General features: G+C 47.1%; 31 protein-coding genes. 28 read left to right on the plus strand and 3 right to left on the minus strand.

The window, feature by feature from the left end; all coding sequences use genetic code 11:
• Nucleotides 1-49 precede the first annotated feature (49 nt).
• The 3 genes from VP472_RS06150 to VP472_RS06160 all read left to right on the plus strand — a co-directional run bounded on the left by VP472_RS06150 (nt 50) and on the right by VP472_RS06160 (nt 2405).
• A complete protein-coding gene (locus tag VP472_RS06150) occupies nt 50-1186 on the plus strand; it encodes a Rap family tetratricopeptide repeat protein (RefSeq protein ID WP_087920760.1) in 1137 nt (378 codons plus the stop codon).
• A complete protein-coding gene (locus VP472_RS06155; protein ID WP_003154881.1) occupies nt 1176-1310 on the plus strand; it encodes a PhrA family phosphatase inhibitor in 135 nt (44 codons plus the stop codon). The genes VP472_RS06150 and VP472_RS06155 overlap by 11 nt, the downstream gene beginning before the upstream one ends.
• Nucleotides 1311-1451: 141 nt before the next feature.
• Nucleotides 1452-2405: an N-acetylmuramoyl-L-alanine amidase gene (locus tag VP472_RS06160; protein ID WP_003154880.1), complete on the plus strand. Its 954-nt coding sequence runs from the start codon at nt 1452-1454 to the stop codon at nt 2403-2405.
• A 38-nt stretch (nt 2406-2443) separates the two neighbouring features.
• Here VP472_RS06160 and VP472_RS06165 read toward each other — a convergent pair whose 3' ends face one another.
• Complete coding sequence (locus VP472_RS06165; RefSeq protein ID WP_007610770.1) at nt 2444-2821, minus strand: PH domain-containing protein; 378 nt, start codon at nt 2819-2821, stop codon at nt 2444-2446.
• A 108-nt stretch (nt 2822-2929) separates the two neighbouring features.
• On the opposite strand from VP472_RS06165, the gene VP472_RS06170 reads away from it, so the two are divergent.
• Together VP472_RS06170 and VP472_RS06175 are read left to right on the plus strand one after the other, a co-directional pair.
• Nucleotides 2930-3535: a poly-gamma-glutamate hydrolase family protein gene (locus VP472_RS06170; protein ID WP_146276565.1), complete on the plus strand. Its 606-nt coding sequence runs from the start codon at nt 2930-2932 to the stop codon at nt 3533-3535.
• The gene (locus VP472_RS06175; RefSeq protein WP_162885922.1) at nt 3525-3674 is read left to right on the plus strand and encodes a hypothetical protein; all 150 of its coding nucleotides are present in this window, start codon (nt 3525-3527) and stop codon (nt 3672-3674) included. The genes VP472_RS06170 and VP472_RS06175 overlap by 11 nt, the downstream gene beginning before the upstream one ends.
• Nucleotides 3675-3689: 15 nt before the next feature.
• Here VP472_RS06175 and VP472_RS06180 read toward each other — a convergent pair whose 3' ends face one another.
• Both VP472_RS06180 and xre read right to left on the minus strand, forming a co-directional pair.
• Nucleotides 3690-4280, minus strand: coding sequence for an ImmA/IrrE family metallo-endopeptidase (locus VP472_RS06180; protein WP_003154873.1), 591 nt, complete (start codon nt 4278-4280; stop codon nt 3690-3692).
• A 148-nt stretch (nt 4281-4428) separates the two neighbouring features.
• Complete coding sequence (gene xre, locus VP472_RS06185; RefSeq protein ID WP_003154871.1) at nt 4429-4767, minus strand: HTH-type transcriptional regulator Xre; 339 nt, start codon at nt 4765-4767, stop codon at nt 4429-4431.
• A 191-nt stretch (nt 4768-4958) separates the two neighbouring features.
• Between xre and VP472_RS06190 the strand changes: the two genes are divergently transcribed.
• From VP472_RS06190 to VP472_RS06300, 23 genes are all read left to right on the plus strand, one after another.
• Nucleotides 4959-5138, plus strand: coding sequence for a hypothetical protein (locus VP472_RS06190; protein ID WP_033574556.1), 180 nt, complete (start codon nt 4959-4961; stop codon nt 5136-5138).
• Entirely contained in the window at nt 5128-5955 is an 828-nt protein-coding gene (locus VP472_RS06195) for a phage portal protein (RefSeq protein WP_039251804.1), read from the plus strand. Before VP472_RS06190 ends, VP472_RS06195 begins: the two co-directional genes overlap by 11 nt.
• On the plus strand, nt 5855-6655 hold the full coding sequence (locus VP472_RS06200) for an ATP-binding protein (protein WP_063174228.1): 801 nt from the start codon (nt 5855-5857) through the stop codon (nt 6653-6655). Before VP472_RS06195 ends, VP472_RS06200 begins: the two co-directional genes overlap by 101 nt.
• Entirely contained in the window at nt 6655-6822 is a 168-nt protein-coding gene (locus tag VP472_RS06205; RefSeq protein WP_165698137.1) for a hypothetical protein, read from the plus strand. Before VP472_RS06200 ends, VP472_RS06205 begins: the two co-directional genes overlap by 1 nt.
• 97 nt (nt 6823-6919) lie before the next feature.
• The gene (locus VP472_RS06210) at nt 6920-7261 is read left to right on the plus strand and encodes a hypothetical protein (protein WP_039251797.1); all 342 of its coding nucleotides are present in this window, start codon (nt 6920-6922) and stop codon (nt 7259-7261) included.
• The gene (locus VP472_RS06215) at nt 7251-7454 is read left to right on the plus strand and encodes an XtrA/YqaO family protein (protein WP_003154859.1); all 204 of its coding nucleotides are present in this window, start codon (nt 7251-7253) and stop codon (nt 7452-7454) included. Before VP472_RS06210 ends, VP472_RS06215 begins: the two co-directional genes overlap by 11 nt.
• Nucleotides 7455-7567: 113 nt before the next feature.
• Nucleotides 7568-8080 carry a sigma-70 family RNA polymerase sigma factor gene (locus VP472_RS06220; protein WP_146276567.1) on the plus strand — a complete coding sequence of 171 codons (513 nt, stop codon included), beginning with the start codon at nt 7568-7570 and terminating at the stop codon, nt 8078-8080.
• Between the two features lie 112 nt (nt 8081-8192).
• The gene (locus tag VP472_RS06225; RefSeq protein WP_146276569.1) at nt 8193-8990 is read left to right on the plus strand and encodes a terminase small subunit; all 798 of its coding nucleotides are present in this window, start codon (nt 8193-8195) and stop codon (nt 8988-8990) included.
• Nucleotides 8987-10285, plus strand: a complete 1299-nt coding sequence (locus VP472_RS06230; protein WP_146276571.1) for a PBSX family phage terminase large subunit — start codon at nt 8987-8989, stop codon at nt 10283-10285. Before VP472_RS06225 ends, VP472_RS06230 begins: the two co-directional genes overlap by 4 nt.
• Nucleotides 10286-10333: 48 nt before the next feature.
• Nucleotides 10334-11725 (plus strand): phage portal protein, encoded by a 1392-nt coding sequence (locus VP472_RS06235; protein ID WP_088005490.1) that lies wholly within the window; start codon nt 10334-10336, stop codon nt 11723-11725.
• 19 nt (nt 11726-11744) lie between these two features.
• A complete protein-coding gene (locus VP472_RS06240) occupies nt 11745-12590 on the plus strand; it encodes an XkdF-like putative serine protease domain-containing protein (protein ID WP_015417286.1) in 846 nt (281 codons plus the stop codon).
• A 26-nt stretch (nt 12591-12616) separates the two neighbouring features.
• Entirely contained in the window at nt 12617-13552 is a 936-nt protein-coding gene (locus VP472_RS06245) for a phage major capsid protein (RefSeq protein ID WP_007407274.1), read from the plus strand.
• 16 nt (nt 13553-13568) lie between these two features.
• Nucleotides 13569-13952, plus strand: a complete 384-nt coding sequence (yqbG, locus tag VP472_RS06250) for a protein YqbG (RefSeq protein ID WP_146276573.1) — start codon at nt 13569-13571, stop codon at nt 13950-13952.
• Nucleotides 13949-14305 (plus strand): DUF3599 family protein, encoded by a 357-nt coding sequence (locus VP472_RS06255; protein WP_007610806.1) that lies wholly within the window; start codon nt 13949-13951, stop codon nt 14303-14305. Before yqbG ends, VP472_RS06255 begins: the two co-directional genes overlap by 4 nt.
• Complete coding sequence (locus VP472_RS06260; RefSeq protein WP_146276575.1) at nt 14302-14805, plus strand: HK97 gp10 family phage protein; 504 nt, start codon at nt 14302-14304, stop codon at nt 14803-14805. Before VP472_RS06255 ends, VP472_RS06260 begins: the two co-directional genes overlap by 4 nt.
• A complete protein-coding gene (locus tag VP472_RS06265; RefSeq protein WP_069473357.1) occupies nt 14802-15248 on the plus strand; it encodes a phage portal protein in 447 nt (148 codons plus the stop codon). The genes VP472_RS06260 and VP472_RS06265 overlap by 4 nt, the downstream gene beginning before the upstream one ends.
• Nucleotides 15245-15454 (plus strand): YqzN/YkzM domain-containing protein, encoded by a 210-nt coding sequence (locus VP472_RS06270; RefSeq protein WP_003154839.1) that lies wholly within the window; start codon nt 15245-15247, stop codon nt 15452-15454. Before VP472_RS06265 ends, VP472_RS06270 begins: the two co-directional genes overlap by 4 nt.
• Nucleotides 15454-16851 (plus strand): phage tail sheath family protein, encoded by a 1398-nt coding sequence (locus VP472_RS06275; protein ID WP_146276577.1) that lies wholly within the window; start codon nt 15454-15456, stop codon nt 16849-16851. The genes VP472_RS06270 and VP472_RS06275 overlap by 1 nt, the downstream gene beginning before the upstream one ends.
• A 1-nt stretch (nt 16852) precedes the next feature.
• On the plus strand, nt 16853-17296 hold the full coding sequence (locus tag VP472_RS06280) for a phage tail tube protein (RefSeq protein ID WP_003154837.1): 444 nt from the start codon (nt 16853-16855) through the stop codon (nt 17294-17296).
• 76 nt (nt 17297-17372) lie between these two features.
• Nucleotides 17373-17819, plus strand: a complete 447-nt coding sequence (locus tag VP472_RS06285; protein ID WP_003154836.1) for a phage tail assembly chaperone — start codon at nt 17373-17375, stop codon at nt 17817-17819.
• 41 nt (nt 17820-17860) lie between these two features.
• Entirely contained in the window at nt 17861-18013 is a 153-nt protein-coding gene (locus VP472_RS06290) for a hypothetical protein (protein WP_015239684.1), read from the plus strand.
• Nucleotides 18001-23529, plus strand: coding sequence for a transglycosylase SLT domain-containing protein (locus VP472_RS06295; RefSeq protein WP_146276579.1), 5529 nt, complete (start codon nt 18001-18003; stop codon nt 23527-23529). The genes VP472_RS06290 and VP472_RS06295 overlap by 13 nt, the downstream gene beginning before the upstream one ends.
• Nucleotides 23522-24181 carry a LysM peptidoglycan-binding domain-containing protein gene (locus VP472_RS06300; RefSeq protein WP_077722098.1) on the plus strand — a complete coding sequence of 220 codons (660 nt, stop codon included), beginning with the start codon at nt 23522-23524 and terminating at the stop codon, nt 24179-24181. The genes VP472_RS06295 and VP472_RS06300 overlap by 8 nt, the downstream gene beginning before the upstream one ends.
• Nucleotides 24182-24191: the final 10 nt, after the last annotated feature.

The raw sequence follows: 24191 nt of genomic DNA on the forward strand, positions 1-24191 counted from the left end.
ATTATGATAAAATATGACATATCTCGGTCATTCCAAAAGGGGGGATTTATTGAGGATGAAGCAGACTATTCCGTCCTCTTTTGTCGGGCTCAAAATTAATGAATGGTATACCCATATCCGGCAGTTTCACGTCCTTGAGGCGGAGCGCGTCAAACGTGAAGTAGAGAGAGAGATTGAGGATATGGAAGAAGATCAGGATCTGCTGCTGTATTATTCATTAATGGAATTCAGACACCGCGTCATGCTGGATTACATCAAGCCCTTAAAGGAGGACCCTTCTCAGCCTGAGTTTTCAGAATTATTGGAAGACATTGAAGGCAACCAGTATAAACTGACAGGACTGCTTGATTACTACTTTAATTTTTTTCGAGGAATGTACGAATTTAAACAGAAAATGTTCCTAAACGCCATGATGTATTACAAACGGGCTGAAAAAAACCTTGCACTCGTTTCTGATGACATCGAGAAAGCTGAGTTTGCTTTTAAAATGGCCGAGATTTTTTACAACCTGAAACAAACCTACGTCTCCATGAGTTATGCCGTTCAAGCCCTTGAAACGTACCAATCGTATGAGACGTACAACGTCCGCAGAATCCAATGTGAATTCGTTATTGCAGGGAATTATGATGACATGCAGTATCCAGAAAGAGCATTGCCCCACTTAGAACTTGCTTTAGATCTTGCAAAACAAGAAGGCAATCCCCGTCTTATCAGTTCAGCCTTATATAATCTCGGAAACTGTTACGAAAAAATGGGAGACCTCTCTAAAGCAGCCGAATATTTTGAGACATCCGTTTCCATTTGCAGGTCAGAAAAGTTCGATAATCTTCCGCATTCTATTTACTCATTAACACAGGTTCTTTATAAACAGAACACTACAGCCGAAGCAGAGAAGCAATATCGCCTCGGGCTCAGTATCGCCCGCGAATACAATGATGAATTGTTTGTCAATCTGTTCCAATTTTTGCATGCGTTATACGGCAAGGAAATGGATAACGCATCCGTCAGGCACACGTTTGATTTTCTGGAAGAACACATGCTGTATCCGTATGTGGAAGAATTGGCGCATGACGCTGCCAAATTTTACATGAAACACGGACAGCCTGAAAAAGCGCTCACGTTTTATGAAAAAATGGTGCACGCCCAAAAACAAATCCAGAGAGGAGATTGTCTATATGAAATCTAAACTATTGTCAGGATTGCTGCTTGTTGCTGTCGGGTTCAGCTTTACACAGGTGATCGGCCATGAAAGCCATTTGGAAAACCAAGCGGACGGCACATTCCATATTGCCGCGCGCAACCAAACATAACATAAAGACCCTTCTTTGGAAGGGTCTTATTTTTTGCATGCGTATCCATTCCATTTTTATCCGAATGCAGGGTCTATATACTCAGTTATCTGTCCTACGAATGCCACCTATTGATGAAAAAGGCATAAGGAGAGATGAAGAGTGGGGATTGAAGTGAAAAAACGGCTCGTATCGGCTGATAAATATGCGTTAAAATGTCCGAATCCGATGACGCCGGAGTATATTACCATTCATAACACGGCAAACGACGCATCCGCCGCTAATGAAATCAGCTATATGACGGGAAACAGCGAATCAACGAGCTATCATTTTGCGGTTGATGACAAAGAAGTGATCCAGGGAATTCCGTTGGACCGGAATGCCTGGCATTCGGGAGACGGCACGAACGGCACCGGAAACCGAAAGTCGATTGCTATAGAAATCTGTTACAGCAAGTCAGGCGGCGAACGGTACAGAGCCGCAGAAGAACTGGCGATTGCGTTTGCGGCGCAGCTTTTGAAAGAACGGGGCTGGGGGATTGACAGAATCAGAAAGCATCAGGACTGGAACGGAAAGTACTGCCCGCACCGCATTTTGTCTGAAGGCCGCTGGGATGAAGTGAAGGCGAAGATTGAAAAGAAATTAAGCGGAAGTATGCCGGCGAAAAAAGCCTCTATTTCTTCTTCCGCGTCTGAGTACCATGTGAAAAAAGGCGACACCTTATCGGAAATCGCCGCATCGCACGGTGTCAGCGTAAAATCGCTGCAAAGCATCAACCATATCACCGATCCGAATCACATTACAGTCGGACAAGTGATCAAGCTCGCTCAGACGGGTTCTTCTTCAAAAAGTCAGGCTGTGTCTTCCTATCCGCTTCCATCCGGTGTGATCAAAGTGACGAAACCGCTGACGAAAGGGACAAACGTAAAACAAGTGCAAAACGCTTTATCCGCTCTTTATTTTTATCCCGATAAAGGAGCAAAAAATCATGGGGCGGACGGCGTTTACGGCCCGAAAACGGCAAATGCCGTAAAACGTTTTCAATCCGTCAGCGGATTAACGGCAGACGGAATTTACGGCCCGAAAACGAAGGCGAAAATTGAAGAAAAACTGTAATCAAGAAAACGGAAGCTCCCCGGGCTTCCGTTTTCTTCTTACATACAAACTGCGGCAAGGGCCTTTTGAATATCATAAATGCTTTCATCTTTTTTAAACTGCTTTGAGACAGCGGGAAGTTCCGCGCCTGAAATCCAAATTTTCAGCTCTGAATCAAGGTCAAAGCGGCCGGCGGTTTCTACGCTGAATCTGGAAATGCTCTTGTACGGAATGGATTGAATCTCCGTTTTCTTCCCCGTTAGTCCCTGTTTATCAACAAGAATAAGACGCTTATCCGTAAAGACAATGATATCTCGGACAAGCTTAAATGCGGCGTTGACATTCTCGCCTTCCAGCAAAATACGGGCCAGTTCTGCTTTTGCTTCAGCCGTCGATATTGTCGACGCATTGCCCAGCAATCCGTTGATGAACCCCATAATATCTCCCCCTGATACGTATTCTATCAAATCATACTATAAAAAGGTTTCCATTCCCAGATGAGTAGAGTAAACTGGTGCTGACTGGAAAAGGAGAGCATGTTACACATGAAAGACAGATATGACAATTTCGCAGCCCTTTCTGCTGCTGAATCGGAATACAGAATTATTTATGAAGAAAAAGAGGGAAGTAAATGTATCGTCCTCGCACCCCACGGCGGCAGGATTGAGCCGGGTGTCAGTGAGCTGGTGCAGGCATTTTCTGACTCAAGCTCAATTTATATATTTGAAGGGATGAAGCGGTGCGATAACCGTTCTCTCCACTTGACAAGCACACGCTTTGACGAGCCTCTGGCTTTAGAAAAAGTGACCGCCCATCATTACGCATTGGCTTTTCACGGGTATCATGATCTGAAAAAGGCAAATACACTCGTCGGGGGCGCGGATCTGGAAAAAGCAAGACTGATTTGTGATCTGCTGCGTGAAGCGGGATTTGATGCCGAGCTGACAGAGAAGAATGATCGGCTGGCAGGTGTAAATCCCGGCAACATTGTCAATCGGACAAAAAGGAAAGTGGGGCTGCAATTGGAAGTGAGCACGGCGCAGAGACACGCGCTGTTCAGCAATTTTGGCTGCCGGGGAGAAAAATACACGCCAACCGATCTGTTTTTTCGGTATGTAGAAACCGTGAAGGCCGGTTTTTATGATAAATGAACAGGGGGCCCGTTCTTACATTCACTGGAGCTATGCGGCGCATGAAGTGCTTGGCGGGCAGCACGGTGATTACAGCGTCATGATGCAAAAACCTTTTCTCCGATGTCAAAATGATGACATTCTGCCGGCTGTGTTCTAAGCCGGCGGAGAATCGCTAATTTTCAATAAAATACGGCGTTTTTTCTTCAGCGGCATGCAAGTGTGTCTGTCCGCTTCCATAATACACATTCGGCCGCTTGTCGGATAACAGACAAGCGAGCCGCTTCTGAAATTGAATACCTGCTTTACGCCGTTCAAACAGCTCGAGCCTTTTTTCCGCAAATGATGCCGTCACCCGGAAAGCGGCTGCGATTAAAATAACGGCGTGGCTCCTCCGCTGGGGCAGCTCCATGTTTAACAGCATAAAGGTCGGCACACAGAAGTGGTACATAAAATGGTTGGCCTGAAATTCCTGCAGTTCCCTGAACAGCTTGTTCATATGAAAATGGTTCCCGGTATGCTTCAGCACATGGCACAGTTCGTGCGCAAAATCCTGCCATTGCTCTTCGGGTGACTTTTTTTGATTCAGGACGATGCTGTACATGCCGTCCCGCTTCAGCATCATACTGTGCGTATCTTCAAAATGAATCCAAATGTCAAGCTCCTTGGCAATCATCTGCATATCAATATGGAGAGGGGCGGTCATTCCCATGCGGCAATATAAGTTTTTGACGTATTCCTCAAGATGTGTTAAAAAATCGCCCAATTGAATACACCCTTTCGAACGTATGTTCTTTTTTAAGCGAGAAAGAAAAGCCCTGATCGGACTTTGAATCAATTCCCTTTTCTTTTAAAAATAAACATTCAGCTTTTATATCGGCTGAACGTTAAGCAGTTTAAAGGAAAAGAGCGGATTATTTATGTTTCGGCCTGCGGTTTTTCTCTTTTTCTTTTAAATAATTAATGAATTCAATGGCCTGCTGCTTGCTTTCCGGGGAAAAGTCCTGCATGTCCCGATATGCGATCTGCAGGTCGGGATCGGCAAACATGTCTTCATCTGAAGGTTCTTTTCCGGTTAACAAATAATCAGTCGACACTTTGAAATAATCCGCAAGCTTTTGCAGCGTGTCGTAATCGGGTTCAGATCGGCCGTTTTCATAATGAGAATATCTGGCGCGCGAGACACCGATATGATTTGCGACTTCTTCCTGCGTTTTCTTACCTCTGAGACTCTTTAATCTTCCGCCTATCATCCGAAATGACCTCTCTTTTTTCAACACCCTAAGTTACTTATGATTATAGATACAAAATGTATCAAAAGAAAGAGATGATAAAAAAAGTATCAAAAAGGTCTTGATGATACGAAATGTATCGTATATAATCAACATCATAGAGATACAAAATGTATCAAAATGCGATAAGAAATTGATCAGGAGGGTGAGAGATGCAGCCGATAATCATCCGTTTCAGCAGCAATCCGGCTGACCAGAGATGTTTAGGAAAAGCAGGCGGTTCGATATCTTTTACCGCTTGCGGACTACCGGTATTCCGATTTGATAACCGATTGCAGTATGAACGCTATATAGGTCTGAAGAAAAATGGAGATGTCCCTTATGAATCGTAAAAGCTGCCCGTTTTTCATCTATTCCGGATTATTGAATTCAGAACATTATGACAAAATAGGGTCCGCCATTTGGCTGTTTTTATGGTTCATCAGCTCAACGACAAAGGAACATGTAAAAGACGGCGTAAAGTGGGGGATCGTCCTCGGACATAAGCCCGTAAAAGCAAGAGAAATGGCCGATGTATTCGCGGTAAGTGAAAAAACCGTCAGGCGGTGGCTTGAGAGTTTGGAACAGCATGAGTATATCAAAACCGTCCGCGCCCCTTACGGACTCATCGTCTCCGTAAAGCACTCGAAAAGATTCACGCCGAAAAAGACATTGACCCGCCCGGAAGCAACTGACCGGACAATATCGGCGGATCATCGGGACAAAAATGTCCGGAGAGAAATAGATATAACAAAAAATCATACTGCTGAAGAAGCGATTAACGACATTGCCGCCCATTTTATCAGATTAAGGTCTGCACAGGAGGGGCGGAGCGTATACCCGTCGCCCCGGGATTATCAGGCCATCGCCCGTATTGTTTCCCTCGGTGCATCAGCACAAGAAGCAATCAAATGGCTCGGCGAATGCTTTACCGCTTTTGAACAGCGGCGCACCTCTTCAGCTGAAACGATCAAGGCTTTCAGCTATTGCGCCAAGTTTATGGAAGACCGCTTGAATGCACGAATTGCGGGAAGGACAATCACAACAAAAAAAGAGAGGAATACGATACATGACAAAACGAACGATCGAGCAGATTCTTGCAGACCTGAAAAACGGAAAACGTCCATTACTGGCGGACAGACCGGAAGAATCAGACAAAAGCCGCTTTGACTGCCCGCTCTGTAAAGATCAGGGCGGTTATCTCAAAAACCAGCTGGGAATGGAAGTGTGGGTTAAGTGCCGCTGCGCCGCCGAACGGAAAGTAGAACGCATTCTCGGCGCAAGTGAGATTACAGATGCCTTTCGGAAGCTGGATTTCAAAGGATTTATCACGCGGGGCAAGCCTCAGGCAGTCGTCGACGCATATGAGTGCGCCCTTGAATATGTTGAGAACTTCGACAAGATGAAAAACTGCCGGAAAAACAGCATTGCCCTTTTAGGGCGTCCGGGATCGGGAAAAACCCATCTTTTGACCGCTCTCAGCAATTATGTCATGAGACAGAAGCAGACACCGGTGCTGTATTTTCCTTTTGTGGAGGGCTTTACGGATTTAAAAAATGATTTTGATCTGCTCGATGCAAAGCTTGGCCGTATGAAACAGGCGGATGTGCTTTTTATTGACGATCTGTTCAAACCGCTGAACGGAAAACCCCGGGCGACCGATTGGCAGATTGAACAAATGTACGCCGTCGTGAATTACCGCTATTTAAATCATAAGCCGGTTCTTATCTCGAGCGAGCTGGCCTGTGACGGATTGGTGCAGGTTGATGAAGCCTTGGGCACAAGAATTTATGAGATGTGCAGCGATTATTTAGTCATCATTAATGGCAATTCATTTGACGTAAACCACAGATTAGAGGGGGCGAGATAATGTGTAAGCTGTGCGGGCCGAAGAAGGTCATTGTAACGGAAACGGATTTCGGCGCTGTCTTTCACCCTTGCCCGAACTGCAAAACAGGCACTGATTTAACGCCGGTCATTAAACGGCTTGAACGAATGGTTCAAGACGCAAAAGCGAGGCTTGATGCACGTGTGTAAATATATCAAATGGCTTTTTTGCCTGCTGTTCAGGGCGAAACGGATAGAAAAGCAAATTGAAGCATGGCATGAGGCTGATGGAAAGTGAGGATCACCATTGCAAGAAAAACACAGCCCCGCTCCATGGCGGGCCGTACACAGCGGAGAAGAAAAACCCATTTACATTTATTCCGCTTACAGCGAAGCGGATAAAGAGAAGTTCCCTTATTCAAACGGAAGGCTCATCGCGGCCGTTTTCAACTTAAGTTCATACTCACAGCAGATCAACGCGGCATTGATGGCGAAAGCCCCGGAACTCTTTGAGGCGGCCGAAACGGCTCTCCGCCTGCTCCGGGGAGAAAGTTCTGAAGAAAAAGAAGCGTTCATAAATAAGCTCGGAAGCCTCATACATGAAGTGAACATTTTGAAAAAGACGGAGGACGTAAAACATGAATCCTAAAAAACTGACTGACATTGAACATACAACATTAAAAAGCCAGCTGGAAGAAGGCAAGGTTCGGGTGATTATAGTAGACGGACTGAAGAAGGAAGCATGGCTCGCCGAAGCGCCGGAGCACGGCAAAACGCTTGTCGAAACGCGAAAAGGGGATCTGGCCCGGGTCGAATATGAAATCGGCTTTAAATTGAATTAATCGAAAAAAACAGAATACGTCCAAGACGGAAAGCCTGCGGACACTGATCAATCGCGCACATGCTGCGCATTGGTTGGTGTCCTTTTTTTGTTCCGAAAAAGAGGAGGATCTACATGGAAGACTTACTATTTGAATATAAACGCACGCTGAAAGAGACGAAAAAGTGGTACAAGCAGCTGGAGGCAGCCGATGAAACGGTGCTTACTTCAGAAGAACTGAAAGATAAAAAAATCATCAGAACGATTATTACAGATTTGGAGTATGTCATCGAATGGCTTGAAAAAGGCCGGCAGCCCGGCATAAGAAGAGCGATAGACCGCAGAGACGCTTATCAGAGAATGCTCATTAAAGATCCGAGAATCATAGAAACCTATTCGCAGGCGCTGATGTTTGAACCGTCCGCAAATGTGACTGAAGAAGACAGAATCAGACTGTGGGACGCATTAGCCGTTTTAACGGATAGAGAAAAAGAAATGCTGCTGCTCCACAAAGCGGAATGCTTTTCGTATGAACGGATCGCCGCCTTGCTGAATGTAAAGAAATCAACCGTACAGACGACGGTCAAACGGGCGCTTCTGAAAATTCAAAAACAGCAGGAACAAAGAAATCAATCGCCTGCTTCATAAGTTGTCATACGTTTGCCACCTAGAAGTGAACAGACGATCACAAAAAGCGGCCCGATTAGAAGCCGCTTTTTATTATAGACAATCATGTCGGAGGTGGCGGTGATGCCGTAGCATGAAAAACGCAAAAAGAGAACAGGCATTTACAATCTATCAGTCTCATAAAGGCTGCATCACAAATCGCGCCCTTGCCGGCAAATCAGGCGTATCCGCAAGAACGATCGGCAGATGGAAAAAAGAAGGGCGCTGGGACGAGGCGCTTAATAAGAACGCGGAAAGCGGCGGAAAAAACACCCCGGGCGAAGGTGATGAGTTAAACGAACGCCAGCGGCTGTTTTGTCTTTATTATGTGAAAAGCTTTAACGCCACCCAATCTGCGATAAAAGCCGGGTATTCACCGGAAAGCGCGCATGTGACGGGAAGCAGGCTGTTAAAAAACGAAAAAGTCGCTAAAGAAATCAGCCGCATGAAAAAGGAAATGGTCAATAAAGTGTTTGTCGAAGCGATGGACGTTCTTCAAGTCTATGTGAAAATCGCTTTCGCCGACATTACCGATTATGTAACCTTCGGAAAAAAAGAGGTTCAGGCCTTCGGAAAATCAGGGCCGCTCTTTGACGAAAATGATAATCCGATTATGCAGGAGATCAGCTACGTTGACGTTAAAGATTCGCACCTTCTGGACGGAACCATCGTCACGGAAGCAAAACTCGGGAAAGAAGGCATTGCAATAAAACTTGCCGACAAGATGAAGGCTCTTGAAAAGCTGTCCTTGTACTTTGATCTTTTCCCCGATCAATTTAAACAAAAAATCGAAAATGAAAAATTAAAGCTGGCTCAGCAGAAGATGGAAAAAACAGAAGACAGCCAAAAGCCGATTGACATTGTCATTACGCGGAAAGAGGAACGGACATGATTGAAAAAGCGGTCAACCCGCGCTTTGAAGATTATTTGTTCAATTGGAATGAAACGTACCAATTTCTCGTTGGAGGCTACGGCTCGTCAAAAAGCTATCATACCGCGCTGAAAATCATCCTGAAGCTGCTTCGTGAAAAGCGGACGGCCCTTGTCGTGCGAGAAGTATTCGATACGCACAGGGATTCTACTTTTGCCTTGTTTGAAGACATTATCGGGGAGCTTGAGCTGGGACATGCCGTAAAGGCCGTTTCTTCGCCGATGCAGCTGAGATTTTCAAACGGAAGCCGGATTATGTTTAAAGGGATGGACAACCCGGCCAAATTGAAATCCATTCATCATATTTCACTGATTTGGATTGAAGAATGCTCTGAAGTGAAGTATGAAGGCTTTAAGGAGCTGATCGGCCGTCTGCGTCATCCCGAGCTTTCGCTGCATATGATATGCACCACAAATCCCGTCGGCACCTCCAATTGGACGTATCGGCATTTTTTTCGTGATGAGCAAAAAAAACGGTTCGTATTGGATGATCAGACGCTGTATGAAAAAGGCACCGTCGTTAAGGGAGATACGTATTACCACCATTCCACAGCGTGCGATAATCTGTTTTTGCCGAAAAGCTATATTAAGCAGCTGGACAGCTTACGGCATTACGATCCCGATTTATACCGGATCGCCCGCAAAGGACAGTTCGGCGTCAACGGCATCCGCGTGTTTCCGCAGTTTCAGGTCATGGAGCACAACGAAGTAACGGAGCGGATTGCGTCCATCAGGCGCCCCCTGTTTCGGACGGGCATGGATTTCGGTTTTGAAGAGTCATACAATGCGGTCATCCGGCTTGCCGTCGATCCGGATCAAAAAGAGCTTTATATTTTCTGGGAGTATTACAAAAACAAAATGACCGATGATCAGACAGCTGAGGAGCTTCAAGAATTGGCGGATCAAAAAGAGCTGATCAAAGCGGATTCGGCTGAGCCGAAAAGCATCCAATATTTCCGCAGGCAGGGATTTTGCATGGTCGCGGCCAAAAAGTTTCCGGGCTCAAGACTTCAGTATACAAAAAAGCTGAAACGGTTCAAACATATCTATTGCTCAGACAGCTGTGAAAATACGATCCGCGAATTGCAGAACTTAACGTACGCAAAAAACAAAAACGGCGTTCTGCCGGAAGATGAGTTTTCAATTGATCCCCACACACTTTCAGCCATTTGGTATGCGCTGGATGACTATGACGCGGCGGATCTGAAAGATGCATCACAAAAACGGAGACGTCCGAATCGGGAAAGGAGGAGATAGGCGTTGCCTAACTATCAAAACGTTAGAGCCACCGTCTTTAAATCAAAAATGGCCGCGCCGCAGGCAAGGCAGATGAACGAAGATCAATTTGCCGATCTGTACGGCGAAGACATCATTTCACCGCCCTATAATCTCATTGAACTGAAAACAATCGCCGAATACTCGACGATTCTTCAGCAGTGCATTGACGCGTATCGGGTCAATATTACGGGTTTTGGGTTCGATGTGGAATATACCTTTGATGTAAATAGCCCAGATTGCTCACCGTCTAAAAAGGCCCGGGCCGAAAAAAACTGGATGAAGCTGGAGAGCTTTTACAAATGTCTTCATTTTGATGAATCGGCCGAGACGGTCCTCGGATATGCGATAGAAGACCGCGAAAAAACGGGCAACGGTTTCCTCGAAGTGCTTCGGGACGGCGCGGGAAAACCGGCGGGGATTGAATATCTGGATGTAAAACATATGCGCGTCTGCGGTGTGACTGATCCCGTTGAAGTTACATTTTCATATGAAGAAAACGGCGCATCCAAAACGATTAAAAGGCAAAAACGGTTCCGTAAATATGTTCAGATGCTGAACGGTCGGAAAGTGTTTTTTAAGGAATACGGCGATCCCCGCATGATGGACATGAGAACCGGCGAATACGTAAAGACCCTGTCTGAAGAATACCGGGCAAATGAAGCCATTCACTTAAAAATCGGCAGCGGCACTTACGGCATTCCGCGCTGGGTCGGCAATATCGTCAATCTGTACGGCGCCCGGAAAGCGGAAGAACTGAATTTTATGTATTTCAAGCAGGGCCGTCATGTGCCGGCCGCCATTACGGTTGAAAACGGCATGCTGTCAGAAACCTCGTACAAAGAGCTTCAGGATTATATGAATGACCTGGAAGGGGTGGAAAACGCCCACAAATTTCTGCTGATTGAGGCGGAAGGCATTGCGAAGGAAAAAGACCTTCACGGAGGCGAAGACATTACGCCCGTGTCTGTGGAAATTAAATCACTTGCGGAAATTCTGCAGGATGATGCGCTGTTTCTTGAATATGACGACAAAAGCAGAAATAAACTCCGTTCCGCTTTCCGTCTCCCGCCGCTTTATACGGGAGAGGCGCAGGAATACAACAAAGCCACAGCCGATACGGCACGGAAAATCACGGAGGAGCAGGTGTTTCAGCCCGAGCGGAAAACGCTGATTAATAAGCTCAACACGTTATTTTTGCCTGAACTGGGTCTCCACGATGTACAGCTCACATTAAAAGGGCCTGATTTTCGCGATCCGCTTGAAATTGCGAAGGTGCTTACGCCATTTATTTCCGCCGGCGCGGTCTCTCCTAATGACCTCCGTGATCTGGCGGGAAGAGTGCTCGGCAAGACGCTTGAGGAATGGCCTGAAGAGTACTACAGCAGGCCGGTGCTGAAAGGGAAAAAGGAGCAATCCTGAAAGGGGGTGAAAACATCTCGTGCCGAGAGAATTGAGAAATGCCGTCATCAGTTTTGTGAGCTATGTCGATAAGGCGGCGAACCAAACGGAATTCTTTTTTACAAAATCAGCCGGAGGCCTTCCGTCATTTGAAAAAAAGGTGCAGGTGTTTACAAAAAACGAATCGGATGAGCAGAAGCTTGTTTACGGCATCGTTTACGAGCCGGATGTCCCCGATGCACATGGCGATTATATGACGGCTGAAGAGATTGAAAAGGCCGCTCACGGTTTTTTGGCGGACGCCCGCAACATCGATACAAATCATAACTTTGAAGGCGGGACCGGCGAGGTGGTGGAGTCGTACGTCGCCCCGGATGACTTTGAAATCGGGAATGCTGTGATCCGGAAAGGATCTTGGGTGCTTGTCACCAAAGCTTCCGATGAAGTATGGGATCAGATTAAAGCCGGTATCATTACGGGCTACAGCATGGCGGGAACCGCTGACGTTTACGAAGAGCCGGCAGAAAAGCAAGCCGGCTTATTCGGCGCGGTCAAGCAATTTCTCGACCGTGACCGCAAATCAAGAAACCGCAAGGGAGAGGACTTGAACAAGATGAGAAAAGAAGACGTAAGAGAATCGATTGAACACGCGCTGCACCCGCTTTTAAAGCGGCTTGACAGTTTGGACCAGAACACGGAAGACAAAGACGGGGCGGCTGCGCCGTCTGATGAAGAAAAGCTGAAAACGCTTGTTGAGGACATGCTGGCGCCGATTATTAAACGCATTGAAGCGCTTGAAAAAGTAAGAGGCGCATCAAAGCAGCCGGAAGAAGAGACGGGCGGCCAAGAGCCTGTTAAAAAATCCATTTGGAGCGGACTGCTTTAAGCCCAGTCAGAAGGAGGAACTGTAGAGTGAGAAATCAAGATATCATCAGAAAGGCGGAAATGTCACTTTCCGCTTTAAAAAGCGGCGGTTTAATGAACCCCGCACAAGCTTCAGCATTTATCCGCATGGTGCAGAACACGCCGACCATTTTCAGCGAATCGCGTGTGATTCAAATGGAAAATGACTCGCAGAAATTTGAAAAAATCGGTTTCGGCCAGCGTATTCTGCGTGCCGCTGAGGAAGGAAAAGCCTTAACTGACGATCAGCTGACCGTCCCGGCAACAAGTACGGTGCAGCTGAATACGAAAGAAGTCATTGCGGAAATTAATATCACCTATGACACGCTTGAAAACAATATTGAAAAAGACGGCCTGCAGCAGACGATCATGCAGATTTTGGCGGAGCGGGCGGCAGTCGATATTGAGGAGCTTGTCGTAAACGGCGATACATCTTCTTCTGATCCGTACTTGGCACAGCTTGACGGAATCCGTAAGCAGACTGTATCTCACGTCATTGACGGAAACGGGGAAGAGCTGTCCAGAGCGACATTTAAAAAAGGCTTAAAAGCCATTCCGGCAAAATATTTGCGCCTGCCTCAGGAATTCAGATTTTACACATCTCAAGGCATGGAGATTGAATGGAAAGACCGTGTGGCTGACCGTCAGACCAATCTGGGAGATCTTGCGGTGCAGGGCGGTTTGTCTTCAGCATTCGGCGTTCCGGTCAAAGGAGTGTCCAATCTGCAGCCGTACTCAGTCGGAGAAGGTGATTCCCAGTACGATGCGTCTGACATCATTCTGACTCACCCGAAAAATATCATTCTCGGTTTTTCACGGAATATCCGAATCGAAGTAGATAAAGATATTCGCAGCCGCAAATTTATTATCGTACTGACGGCTAAACTTGACAGCAAATTTGAAGAAGAAGATGCAAGCGCCAAAATCGTAAACGTTAAAGAATAAGACGGGGGTGGCAGTTATGTTAATTCAGCCGTCTGACGTTGTTTCATATTCAGTTTATGATCAAGTCAAAAACAGGCCGGAGCAGCTTCTTATACAGGACATTCTGGAGGCGGAGGCGGAAGCGGCCAGAATGGCGGGGCATTCGTTCACTGACCCTGTTTACTCACCGCTTCCCGAAAAGATTAAGCTTGCGTTATTAAAGCTTTCTCAATATTTTGCGCTGATCAACCAGAATGAAGCAGCCGCTTCCGCCTATCAATCTGAAAAGATAGGCGACTACTCGTATACGGTGGCAGGTGAAGGCGGAATCAGAAAACCGGCGGTGCACCATCTGCTCTGTGAATATATCGCGCCGGGTTATTCCCCGGTTTCTGCACACGCAAAGGTGAGACCTTTATGAGCTACGAACGGCTGCTCACTGACAGATGCGATATTTATCATGAGACGGTGTCAGTTCCGAAGGCCGGACGCTTCGGGATTCCCGCCGAAAAGCTCCAGCCTGTCTTTTCTTATCCGGAAGTGCCCGATGCTGAAGACGTGCCGTGTCTGTTTGTTGAAAAACAGCAGCAGCTTATTCAGCTTGAGCCTGATCATAAGGTATATCAGCGGTTTCTCGTTCATTTTCCGAAAGAGGCCGTTGTGCGTGTCAATGACAAAATCATTTGGGAAGGACAGGCGTATATTCTGGAAATGCCGAAGAAAGCAAGACAGCACCATTGGGAGGTTATTGCTGTGAGAGATGACAGACTATGAACATAAAAAACCTTGAACAATGGAATCGGTCGCTGCAAAAGGCGTCATCCGGAGAATTTGCCCGTCAGGCAGGCGAATGGCTGGAACAGTCAGGAGAGGATTTTCTCGACTTGGTACGGGAGGAGCTTATTCATTCGGGCGGGATTGATACAGAAAGCCTGCTGTCTTCTTTCCGAAAAGGAGCGCAGGATCACGTATGGATCATTGAAAACGGGGGACTGACCCTTGAAATCGGCACCAATGTAGAGTATGCCTCATTCATAAATGACGGACATTGGACCGTCTCAGATGAAAATGTCAGATGGGTGCCCGGGTATTTTCAAGGCTCCCGGTTCATCTATGATCCGTCAGCTTCAACGGGAATGGCGCTCAAAAAACAGTGGATCAGCGGAAATGGGTTTTGGGACAAAGCCCTTCTTTTGTATGAAACACTCTTCGCCGAATCGCTGGACAAGTGTTTCAATCAGTGGCTTAACACGTTGGGGGGAGATATCGGATGAATCGCGAAACCGGTTCAATCGCCGCTTTTTTGTATCAGCAATGCGGCGTGCCCGTATATGAAAATGAACTGCCTGAACAATTTCAGGTGCCGTCACTTTACATCCCGCCCCCGTACGCTTTTGACGAGAATGACACAGTCTCCACCTTTAAGAAGACATACAGTCTGAATGTGAAGCTGTTCCATGCCGACTCGGTGCAGGCGCTCTATGCAGCCGACCGGATCGCCGATGCGGTGAGAGAATCAAGACAGCTGATCCCGCTGCTTACGGAATCAGGGGAGGATACCGGTGATTTCGTCCGCATCAGCCGTATCGAAACAAGAGTCGGAGACAAAGGCGAGGCAGTGATCACCATCCGCTGGACGAGCCGCTACTACTATCAGAAACAAACATCTCCCGCACTGCGGGATGTGGACATTAACAGCGGGGTGAAAGAAAAGTGAAACAATATAAAAAGAAAAACGCCGCAACTGCGGAACGAGCGGTTCTTTATGACACGGCGGATTTAACAAAGCACGCGAAGGAGCTTTTCGGCGTAAAACCCGAGATTCTCCAGGGGGCTTTATTCGGCGTGAAGCAAAAACAAATGACAAAAGCGCAAGCCAAGTCTTACATTGAAGCATTTTTAACCAAGGAGGTCATGCAATAATGAACGGCGGAACATTTACGCAAGGAAAAGAAAAAGAACGTGCCGGAATCTATTTTAACTTTAAAACAACCGCCCAGGAGCGGGTATCGATCGGTGAACGCGGGATTGTCGCCCTTCCCGTCGCATCCGGCTGGGGGGAAGCGAAAACATTCGTTTCCATTTCAAGCATTGAAGATTTGAATAAAAAAGTGGGGCTCAGTATTGAAGATCCGTCACTGATTCTGCTTCGTGAGGCGAAAAAGAAAGCAAAAACCGTTTTGATGTACCGTCTGACAGAGGGAATCAGAGCGAGCGCAGATCTTTCGCAAGGGGTTAAAGCAACCGCTTTGTACGGGGGTTCAAAAGGAAATGACATCATCATCCGCATCAGTGAAAACGTCCTTGATCAGACCGCTTTCGATGTGACCACTTACATGGATGAAGCGGAAGTTGACAAACAAACGGTGAAAAAAGCCGAAGAATTAAAAGCAAACGGCTATGTCACATTTACGGGAACGGGCGAACTGTCGGCTTCCATCCCGCTGACAGGCACTGAGGAAGAATCCGGGGAAACGTTAAACCCGCAGGCAGGCATCCGTCTCGCGGGAGGAACTGATAAAGCACCGGTCAACTCAGACTATACGGATTTTTTAGCTGCGGCTGAAACGGAGAATTTCGATGTCATCGCTCTTCCTGTCGCGGAAAACGATCAGCTGAAAGCGACATTTGCCGCATTCATTAAACGCCTTCGCGATGGGCAGGGACAGAAAGTGCAAGGGGTGACCGCCCATTACAGCGGGGATTATGAAGGCATTATCAATGTGACTGAAGGTGTGCTGCTGGAAGACGGAACTGAGATTAAAGCTGAAGATGCGACCGCCTGGGTGGCAGGCGCAAGTGCCAGCGCCGCATTTAATCAATCCTTAACATTCGTTGAATACGAAGGCGCCGTCGATGTGCTGCACCGCTTGACTCATGATGAAGTGATCGAACGTCTTTCCAAAGGTGAATTCCTTTTCTCTTACGATGCCCGTGATAAGTCAGTCAGCGTTGAAAAAGATATCAACTCATTGGTGACATTTACGGCAGAGAAAAACAAAAAGTTCGCGAAAAACAAAATCGTCCGTGTGCTTGATGCGGTGAATAACGATTTGACACGTGAACTGAAAGCCTTAATTAAATCGAAAAAAGGCACCGGAAGCGATCTTCCTGCGACAAATGACGGCCTTCAATTCGTCAAAACGATGATTATTCAATATTTGACAACGCTCCAGGATGCGGGCGGCATCGCTAACTTTGATTCAGACAAAGACATTACAATCGGGCTGAATGAAGACCGCGACGGCTTTTTAATCGATCTCGCCGTACAGCCTGTGGATGCGGCAGAAAAATTCTACTTTAATGTGGAGGTAAACTAAGATGGCATTAAAAGCGCAAAACACGATTTCAGGAAAAGAAGGCCGTTTATTTCTCGACGGAGAAGAGATGGCGCATATTAAAACCTTTGAAGCAAACGTGGAAAAAAACAAATCAGAAGTAAACATCATGGGCCGCCGTATGACGGGACATAAAACAACAGGCGCCAACGGAACGGGCACGGCAACATTCTATAAGGTCACATCCAAATTCGCCGTCCTTATGATGGATTACGTCAAAAAAGGCAGCGACCCGTATTTTACGCTGCAAGCCGTTCTTGACGACAAATCATCAGGCCGCGGAACAGAACGCGTCACCCTGTATGACGTCAACTTTGATTCTGCAAAAATCGCCGGACTGGACGTAGACTCAGAAGCCCTCGAAGAAGAAGTGCCGTTTACCTTTGAAGATTTCGATGTGCCGGAAAAGCTTTCTGAAACGTTTTAATCAGAATCATTATGAGTGAAACAGGCCTTTAACAGGCCTGTTTTTTTATAAAAAAAAGAGTAAGGGAGTTTTCATCATGAGCGAAAAAAACGAACAAGTATATGATCTGTCATTCTTTATGCCGGGTAAAACAGTCGAGGCTGAGGAGATTCGGGTTCCGCTTTCAAAGCGTTTTGTCGATAAAAAAGGAAACATCGTGCCTTTTATTTTTAAAGCCATTACGACTGAGCGCATTGACGAACTGGAGAAGGAAAGCACGACATATAAAAATGTGAAGGGCAGAGGCCGCGTAAAAGACTTAGACAGCCAGCGCTTCTATGCGCGGATCGCGGTTGAATCTACGATTTACCCTGATTTCCGGTCTAAGGAGCTCCGCGACGCTTACAAAACGGCAGATCCGGTCGAAGTGGCAAAACGCGTTCTTTCAGTCGGCGGTGAGTATGCAAATTGGCTGAATAAAGCGATTGAGATCAACGGTTTTGAAGATGAATTAGAAGATCTGGAGCAAGAAGCAAAAAACTGATAAAAGATGGGAATAAGGAAGCCGTGTATCTCTATTACGCGATGCATGAGCTTCATTATTCTCCATCAGAACTGAAAGAGTTATATGAAGCACCGAGACATTTTAAGGCGCTGTTGTACGGTTTAATCGGTTACAAGCTGGACATTCTTGAAAAACAAGCGAAGAAAGGGGGAGCGACATCATGGCAAAGCTGACCGCCCGTTTTGAATTGGAAGATCGGGTTTCAAAGAAAATAAGGAAAATCCAAAATGGCTTCAGAGCGTTTGAGAAATACAGGAAAATGACAAAACGCCAAAGTGAAATTGATATACGCAAAGAGAGTAAATCTGTTTTAAGAACAATTGACCGCATCCAGCGCTCTATGAAAAGAAAGCTGGGCGCACAAATGATCTCTATTTCAGCTGAAGACGGAGCCAGTGCCGTCATTCAAAAGGTGCAAGCCCAATTAGCGGGTCTGCCTGCGTCTTTAACCGTTAAAATAGGAGCAAAAGACAGCGCGACAGCGGCATTTGAGAGATTGCGGGATCTGGCTGCCGGTTTTAAAGGATTTACCGTTTCACTGTATGCGTCAGACGAAGTGACTCCTGCCATGGAACGTATCAAACGCTACATGCAATCTGCGTTAAAGAACGGGTACTCTGTCACTATACGCGTCATAGATCACGTCATGAAAACAGTCGGCCGAATTTCAGCGGGGATGGATTCGCTGACGGGGAAAAACAATGTCATTCAATTATCGTTAAACGAAAAGGTGACAGCACAGCTGGCTGCAATGCAAAAGAATATGCCGGACGTCGGAAAAGCTTCTGCATCTGCTGCTCCTGCTTCGCCGAAAAATGATTTTTCAATGCTTGACTCCATTGCAGACACCTTCATGAAAAAAGTCAATGACATCGCATCCAAATTTTATCCGGAAACAATCATAGCGGAACTGGATAAATTCGCTGCAAGCTTTATGAAGAAAGCGGACGAAATCGCAAGCAAATTCAGCCCGGAGACAATATTAGCAGAGCTGGATAAGTTCACGACCTCATTCATGGGGAAAGTGGATGAAATCGCAAGCAAATTCAGCCCGGCAACGATATTAGCCGAACTGGACAAGTTCACGACGTCATTCATGGGAAAAGTGGACGAGATTGCAAGCAAATTCAGCCCGGAGACGATATTAGCCGAGCTGGACAAGTTCACGACGTCATTCATGGGGAAAGTGGACGAGATTGCAAGCAAATTCAGCCCGGCAACGATATTAGCCGAACTGGACAAGTTCACGACCTCATTCATGGGGAAAGTGGATGAAATCGCGAGCAAATTCAGCCCGGCAACGATATTAGCCGAGCTGGACAAGTTCACAACCTCATTCATGGGAAAAGTGGACGAGATTGCAAGCAAATTCAGCCCGGCAACGATATTAGCCGAACTGGACAAGTTCACGACCTCATTCATGGGGAAAGTGGATGAAATCGCAAGCAAATTCAGCCCGGAGACGATATTAGCAGAGCTGGATAAGTTCACGACCTCATTCATGGGAAAAGTGGACGAGATTGCGAGCAAATTCAGCCCGGCAACGATATTAGCCGAGCTGGACAAGTTCACGACCTCATTCATGGGAAAAGCGGACGAAATTGCAAGCAAATTCAGCCCGGAGACGATATTAGCCGAGCTGGACAAGTTCACGACGTCATTCATGGGGAAAGTGGACGAGATTGCAAGCAAATTCAGCCCGGCAACGATATTAGCCGAACTGGACAAGTTCACGACCTCATTCATGGGGAAAGTGGATGAAATCGCGAGCAAATTCAGCCCGGCAACGATATTAGCCGAGCTGGACAAGTTCACAACCTCATTCATGGGAAAAGTGGACGAGATTGCAAGCAAATTCAGCCCGGCAACGATATTAGCCGAACTGGACAAGTTCACGACCTCATTCATGGGGAAAGTGGATGAAATCGCAAGCAAATTCAGCCCGGAGACGATATTAGCAGAGCTGGATAAGTTCACGACCTCATTCATGGGAAAAGTGGACGAGATTGCGAGCAAATTCAGCCCGGAGACGATATTAGCAGAGCTGGACAAATTCGCTGATTCGTTTATGAAAAAGGTAGACGGGGTCGTGAGTAAATTCAGTCCGGAAGCCATATTGAAAGAACTGGATAAATTCACTGATTCATTTATGAAAAAGGTAGACGGGGTCGTGAGTAAATTCAGTCCGGAAGCCATATTGAAAGAACTGGATAAATTCACTGATTCATTTATGAAAAAGGTTGATGACGTTGTCAGCAAATTCAGTCCGGAGACCATATTGAAAGAGCTGGATCATTTTACTGATTCGTTTATGAAGAAAGTCGACGACGTTGTCGGTAAATTCAGTCCTGATAAGCTAATCGACCGTGCTGAACAATTTGTAAATGACACGATTGACCGAATTTCTGAGAAATTCGATTTTCTCAATCCGGATAAGATTTTGGAAAAAGTGGAGCAGTTTACTTCCTCACTGTTCGGAGGCATTGATAAAAAGTTCGGCAAATTCAGTCCTGATGCGATCATCGAAAAAGCTGAGGCATTTGTTGATAAAATTGTCAGCAAGATTGCCAAGAAATTTGAGAAATTCAGCCCGGACAAAATCATCGAAAAAGCCGGGGAATTAATAGAAAAAATATTTTCAGGAATCGCTGAAAAATTAGGCAAACTCAATGTCGGCGGATTATTAGGAGGCGGCACGAAAAAAGAAAAGAGTAAGGGGAGCCTTTCTGCCGGCGGCACCAACAGCCCGAAGCGTCCTGATCTGACAAAGGGTCCGCAGCGCACGGGACCATCACCGAAATCTTCAGGAAGGTCAGCCAAAAAAACAGGCGGGGCTTTGGGGGGCGGCTGCTGCTGTACCGGAGTGACGAGGGGCAAAAGCAGTAAAGTCGAAGGGCGGAATAAATCTTCGAAAAGAGGTTCCTCCGTAAAGGAAAGCAAACAGGCATCCGTAAACACGCCGAAAACAAAAGGGGCAGGTAAAGGCATCGGCGGGCTTTTGAAAGGCTTAGGGAATTCAAAGGCGCTGAAAGGCGGTATGAAAGGGTTAAAAGGTGCCGCTAAAGGAATTCCCGGCATAGGTGAATTGTTATCACTTACTGATTTAGCCGGCATCAATAAAGATAATGCAGGAGAGAAGGTCGGCTCAGCAGGCGGCGGTCTTGCAGGAGCCGCGGCCGGAGCGGCAATCGGCAGCGTTGTTCCCGGAGTGGGCACATTAATCGGCGGCGCGGTAGGCAGCATCGCCGGCAGTCTAGGCGGTTCCAGCTTGGGAGAGGCCTTTGATTCAGGGGCTTTGAAAGACACATGGAATGATATTTCCGAAGCGGCGCAAAGTGCTTGGACAACAATACAAGATACTTGGGGAAGCGTTTCATCCTGGTTCATGGAAAATGTATGGACGCCGGTTTCATCGGCTGTCGCCGGAGTGGCGACAAGCATCTGGTCAAATATCGTGAATGCGTGGACGACGATTCAAGGGATTTTCAGCACGGTGTCATCCTGGTTCATGGAGAATGTATGGACGCCGGTTTCAACGGCTGTCGTCGGAGCGGCGACAAGCATCTGGTCAAATATCGTGAATGCGTGGACGACGATTCAAGGTGTCTTCAGCACAGTATCCGGCTGGTTTATGAGCACTGTCTGGGAGCCCGTAAAATCGGCTGTCGTCGGAGTGGCGACGTCCATTTGGAGTAAAATCACAGGAGCTTGGGATAAAATTAAATCTGTTTTCAGTACGGTATCCGGCTGGTTCATGGATATTGTCTGGAACCCGGTGAAAAACATGGTGGAAAAAGTCGGAAAAGGAATATCAGACGCTTTCACGACTGCTTTAGATACGGTAAAGGATATATGGAAAGGGTTAAGCGGCTGGTTTGAGAAACATATAAAAGAACCTCTTGTCAAAGTGGGAACAGCCATATCAGATGCTTTTTCTGCAGCATTCGACTGGGTGAAAAAGATTTGGGATAAAACCGGCGGCAAATTGATTTCAGGCGTAATGGACTTCGTCACAGGCGGCGGAGATAAAAAGAAAAAACCGGACAAAAACGCCACGGGCGGCTACATTACAAAGCCGACCATTTCCTGGATCGGTGAAGCCGGAAAAGAATTTGTCATCCCCGTCGACAACAATCGCGGACGCGGAAAGATGCTGCTTTCACAAGCTGCGTCTAAGCTCGGCATGCGTGTTGTCGATGATATGGGTGCGGCTTCGGCTCAGTCTTCCGCTGTGCCGGCGGGAGCGGGCGGTGTTTCTTCTTCTGCATCTGTATCGGCCGCAGCGTCTGTAGAGGCATCCGGACTAGGCGGGACGGCTTCATCACTCGGCAAACAGTTTAATGAAGGCTTTGACAGCGGAATCAGCAATAAAGCGGTGGATATGGACGGCTGGAAAGAGAAAAACATCGGTACGCCGTTTAACGCCCTTATTTCGTCTTCGCCCGATTACGGAAAGCAAGTCGCTGCGGGCTATGCCAAAGGTCAGAATACGTCACAGACGGGCACCGATTCATTTTTAAAAACAAAGGTGAAAACACCTTATCAATCGGCGGTTAATCAATCGTCATCATGGGGCGCCGCCACAGTGAAAGGATATTCGGCCGGACAGAATGCAAAAGATACGGGAACGTCGCAATACGTAAGCACACATATCAATGAACCGTTTGTGCAATCAAGAGATTCCGCGAACGGCTGGGGGTCAGGCCTGATCGGACACTTCGTATCAGGGATGACTGCAAAAGGAAGCGAAGTCAAACAGGCGGCCAAAAATATGGCCAAAAAAGTCGAGGACGCATTCAGGGAAGAGCTTGATATTCACTCTCCTTCCCGTGTCATGATGAGTCTCGGACGCTTTGCTTCAGTCGGCGTCGTCAAAGGCCTCAGCTCAGTTGACGTGAAAAAATACGCCGAAAAACAGGCAGGCTCGCTTGCAGCAGCCTTTTCCGGCATGGGTGCAGCGGGAGGAAGCGTCAAAGAATGGCTTTTGGCCGCAATGAAAGCAACCAATACGCCGATCAGCTGGCTTCCGGGATTAATGACGATCGCACAGCATGAGTCAGGCGGCAACCCTAATTCCATTAATCTATGGGACAGCAACGCCAAAGCCGGACACCCGTCACAGGGGCTTATGCAGACGATTCCGAGCACCTTTGAAGATCACAAAGCGCCGGGCATGAATGATATCAGAAATCCAATCCACAACGCCGCTGCCGCTATCGGCTATATTAAAAGCCGATACGGCTCGATCAGCAATGTCCCCGGGATTAAAAGTATGGCTCATGGCGGCCCGTACGTCGGTTATGCCAATGGGGGTCTGATTACCAAGGAGCAGATCGCCCGTGTCGGCGAAGGGAACAAACGGGAGTGGATCATCCCTGAAGAGCGGGGCATCCGCGGCCGTTATCTGCTGCAAAAAGCGGCTCAGGCGCTCGGCATGGAAGTGTCCGATCCGTCCCAGACGGAACCGGCGGCGCTTTCAGCCGGCACGGTATCCGCAGCCGTTAAAGGCGGCGGACAAACCGTTCAAAAAACGGGAACAAAAGAAATTAAAATCGAATTCAGCGGCGATCAGCATTTCCATAACGGACAGGACGCCGACAGCCTCGCCGCCAAAATCAAACAGGCGCTGATTGATGAACTGCAAAAAGACATTTATACCGGAGCAAAGGGGGCCGTTGCTTTTGACTAAATCTGTTTACGAATTTTGGCTGTCTCAGGGGAAGGACAAGCTCCGGCTTCCCGTTCTGCCTGAAGCGATTGATATCGCAAACAGCGTGCAGAATGATTCCGTGAAAGTCACCGGACTTGGAGAGGTGACGTTTATCGAAGAACCGGGAGCGAAAGAAATTTCGTTCTCTTCTTTTTTTCCGAAACGGTACAGCCCGATTGTCGAATATCAAAGCATTCCTTCACCGGAAAAAGCCATTTCAGCCATTGAAGCATGGATGAAAGCGAAAAAACCCGTTCAGTTTTTGATTACAGGGACAAAAATCAATGTCACATGCAGTATTGAAAGCTTTAATTACAGCGAAGGTGACAATGCAATCGGCGACCGGAATTTTGATATCGTACTGAAAGAATATAAAACCGCTTCGCCAAGAAAAATCAAACAAAAGAAAAAAACGAAAGCGAAGCGCCCGTCCAAAGCTTCACCCAAAACATATACCGTCAAAAAAGGGGATACGCTTTGGGACATCGCCGGCAGGTTTTACGGAAAACACACAGAGTGGCGGAAAATCTGGAACGCGAATAAAACCGCCATGATTAAGCGCAGCAAACGGAATATCCGGCAGCCTGGGCATTGGATCTTCCCGGGGCAGAAGCTGAAGATACCGCAATGAAACGGGTGAA

Source organism: Bacillus sp. MT(2024) (genome assembly GCF_036362845.1).
Classification (GTDB): domain Bacteria; phylum Bacillota; class Bacilli; order Bacillales; family Bacillaceae; genus Bacillus; species Bacillus velezensis.

Bases quoted from the DNA above. Each gene is read 5' to 3' on its own strand.
- VP472_RS06235 (WP_088005490.1), top strand. From the start codon at position 10,334: ATGGCCGCGCCGCAGGCAAGGCAGATGAACGAAGATCAATTTGCCGAT.
- VP472_RS06190 (WP_033574556.1), top strand. From the start codon at position 4,959: ATGCAGCCGATAATCATCCGTTTCAGCAGCAATCCGGCTGACCAGAGA.
- VP472_RS06215 (WP_003154859.1), top strand. From the start codon at position 7,251: ATGAATCCTAAAAAACTGACTGACATTGAACATACAACATTAAAAAGC.
- VP472_RS06255 (WP_007610806.1), top strand. From the start codon at position 13,949: ATGAGCTACGAACGGCTGCTCACTGACAGATGCGATATTTATCATGAG.
- VP472_RS06275 (WP_146276577.1), top strand. From the start codon at position 15,454: ATGAACGGCGGAACATTTACGCAAGGAAAAGAAAAAGAACGTGCCGGA.
- VP472_RS06280 (WP_003154837.1), top strand. From the start codon at position 16,853: ATGGCATTAAAAGCGCAAAACACGATTTCAGGAAAAGAAGGCCGTTTA.
- VP472_RS06225 (WP_146276569.1), top strand. From the start codon at position 8,193: ATGAAAAACGCAAAAAGAGAACAGGCATTTACAATCTATCAGTCTCAT.
- VP472_RS06290 (WP_015239684.1), top strand. From the start codon at position 17,861: ATGCATGAGCTTCATTATTCTCCATCAGAACTGAAAGAGTTATATGAA.
- VP472_RS06295 (WP_146276579.1), top strand. From the start codon at position 18,001: ATGGCAAAGCTGACCGCCCGTTTTGAATTGGAAGATCGGGTTTCAAAG.
- VP472_RS06220 (WP_146276567.1), top strand. From the start codon at position 7,568: ATGGAAGACTTACTATTTGAATATAAACGCACGCTGAAAGAGACGAAA.
- VP472_RS06205 (WP_165698137.1), top strand. From the start codon at position 6,655: ATGTGTAAGCTGTGCGGGCCGAAGAAGGTCATTGTAACGGAAACGGAT.
- VP472_RS06195 (WP_039251804.1), top strand. From the start codon at position 5,128: ATGAATCGTAAAAGCTGCCCGTTTTTCATCTATTCCGGATTATTGAAT.
- VP472_RS06285 (WP_003154836.1), top strand. From the start codon at position 17,373: ATGAGCGAAAAAAACGAACAAGTATATGATCTGTCATTCTTTATGCCG.
- VP472_RS06200 (WP_063174228.1), top strand. From the start codon at position 5,855: ATGACAAAACGAACGATCGAGCAGATTCTTGCAGACCTGAAAAACGGA.
- VP472_RS06230 (WP_146276571.1), top strand. From the start codon at position 8,987: ATGATTGAAAAAGCGGTCAACCCGCGCTTTGAAGATTATTTGTTCAAT.
- VP472_RS06265 (WP_069473357.1), top strand. From the start codon at position 14,802: ATGAATCGCGAAACCGGTTCAATCGCCGCTTTTTTGTATCAGCAATGC.
- xre (WP_003154871.1), bottom strand. From the start codon at position 4,767: ATGATAGGCGGAAGATTAAAGAGTCTCAGAGGTAAGAAAACGCAGGAA.
- yqbG (WP_146276573.1), top strand. From the start codon at position 13,569: ATGTTAATTCAGCCGTCTGACGTTGTTTCATATTCAGTTTATGATCAA.
- VP472_RS06155 (WP_003154881.1), top strand. From the start codon at position 1,176: ATGAAATCTAAACTATTGTCAGGATTGCTGCTTGTTGCTGTCGGGTTC.
- VP472_RS06260 (WP_146276575.1), top strand. From the start codon at position 14,302: ATGAACATAAAAAACCTTGAACAATGGAATCGGTCGCTGCAAAAGGCG.
- VP472_RS06165 (WP_007610770.1), bottom strand. From the start codon at position 2,821: ATGGGGTTCATCAACGGATTGCTGGGCAATGCGTCGACAATATCGACG.
- VP472_RS06170 (WP_146276565.1), top strand. From the start codon at position 2,930: ATGAAAGACAGATATGACAATTTCGCAGCCCTTTCTGCTGCTGAATCG.
- VP472_RS06175 (WP_162885922.1), top strand. From the start codon at position 3,525: ATGATAAATGAACAGGGGGCCCGTTCTTACATTCACTGGAGCTATGCG.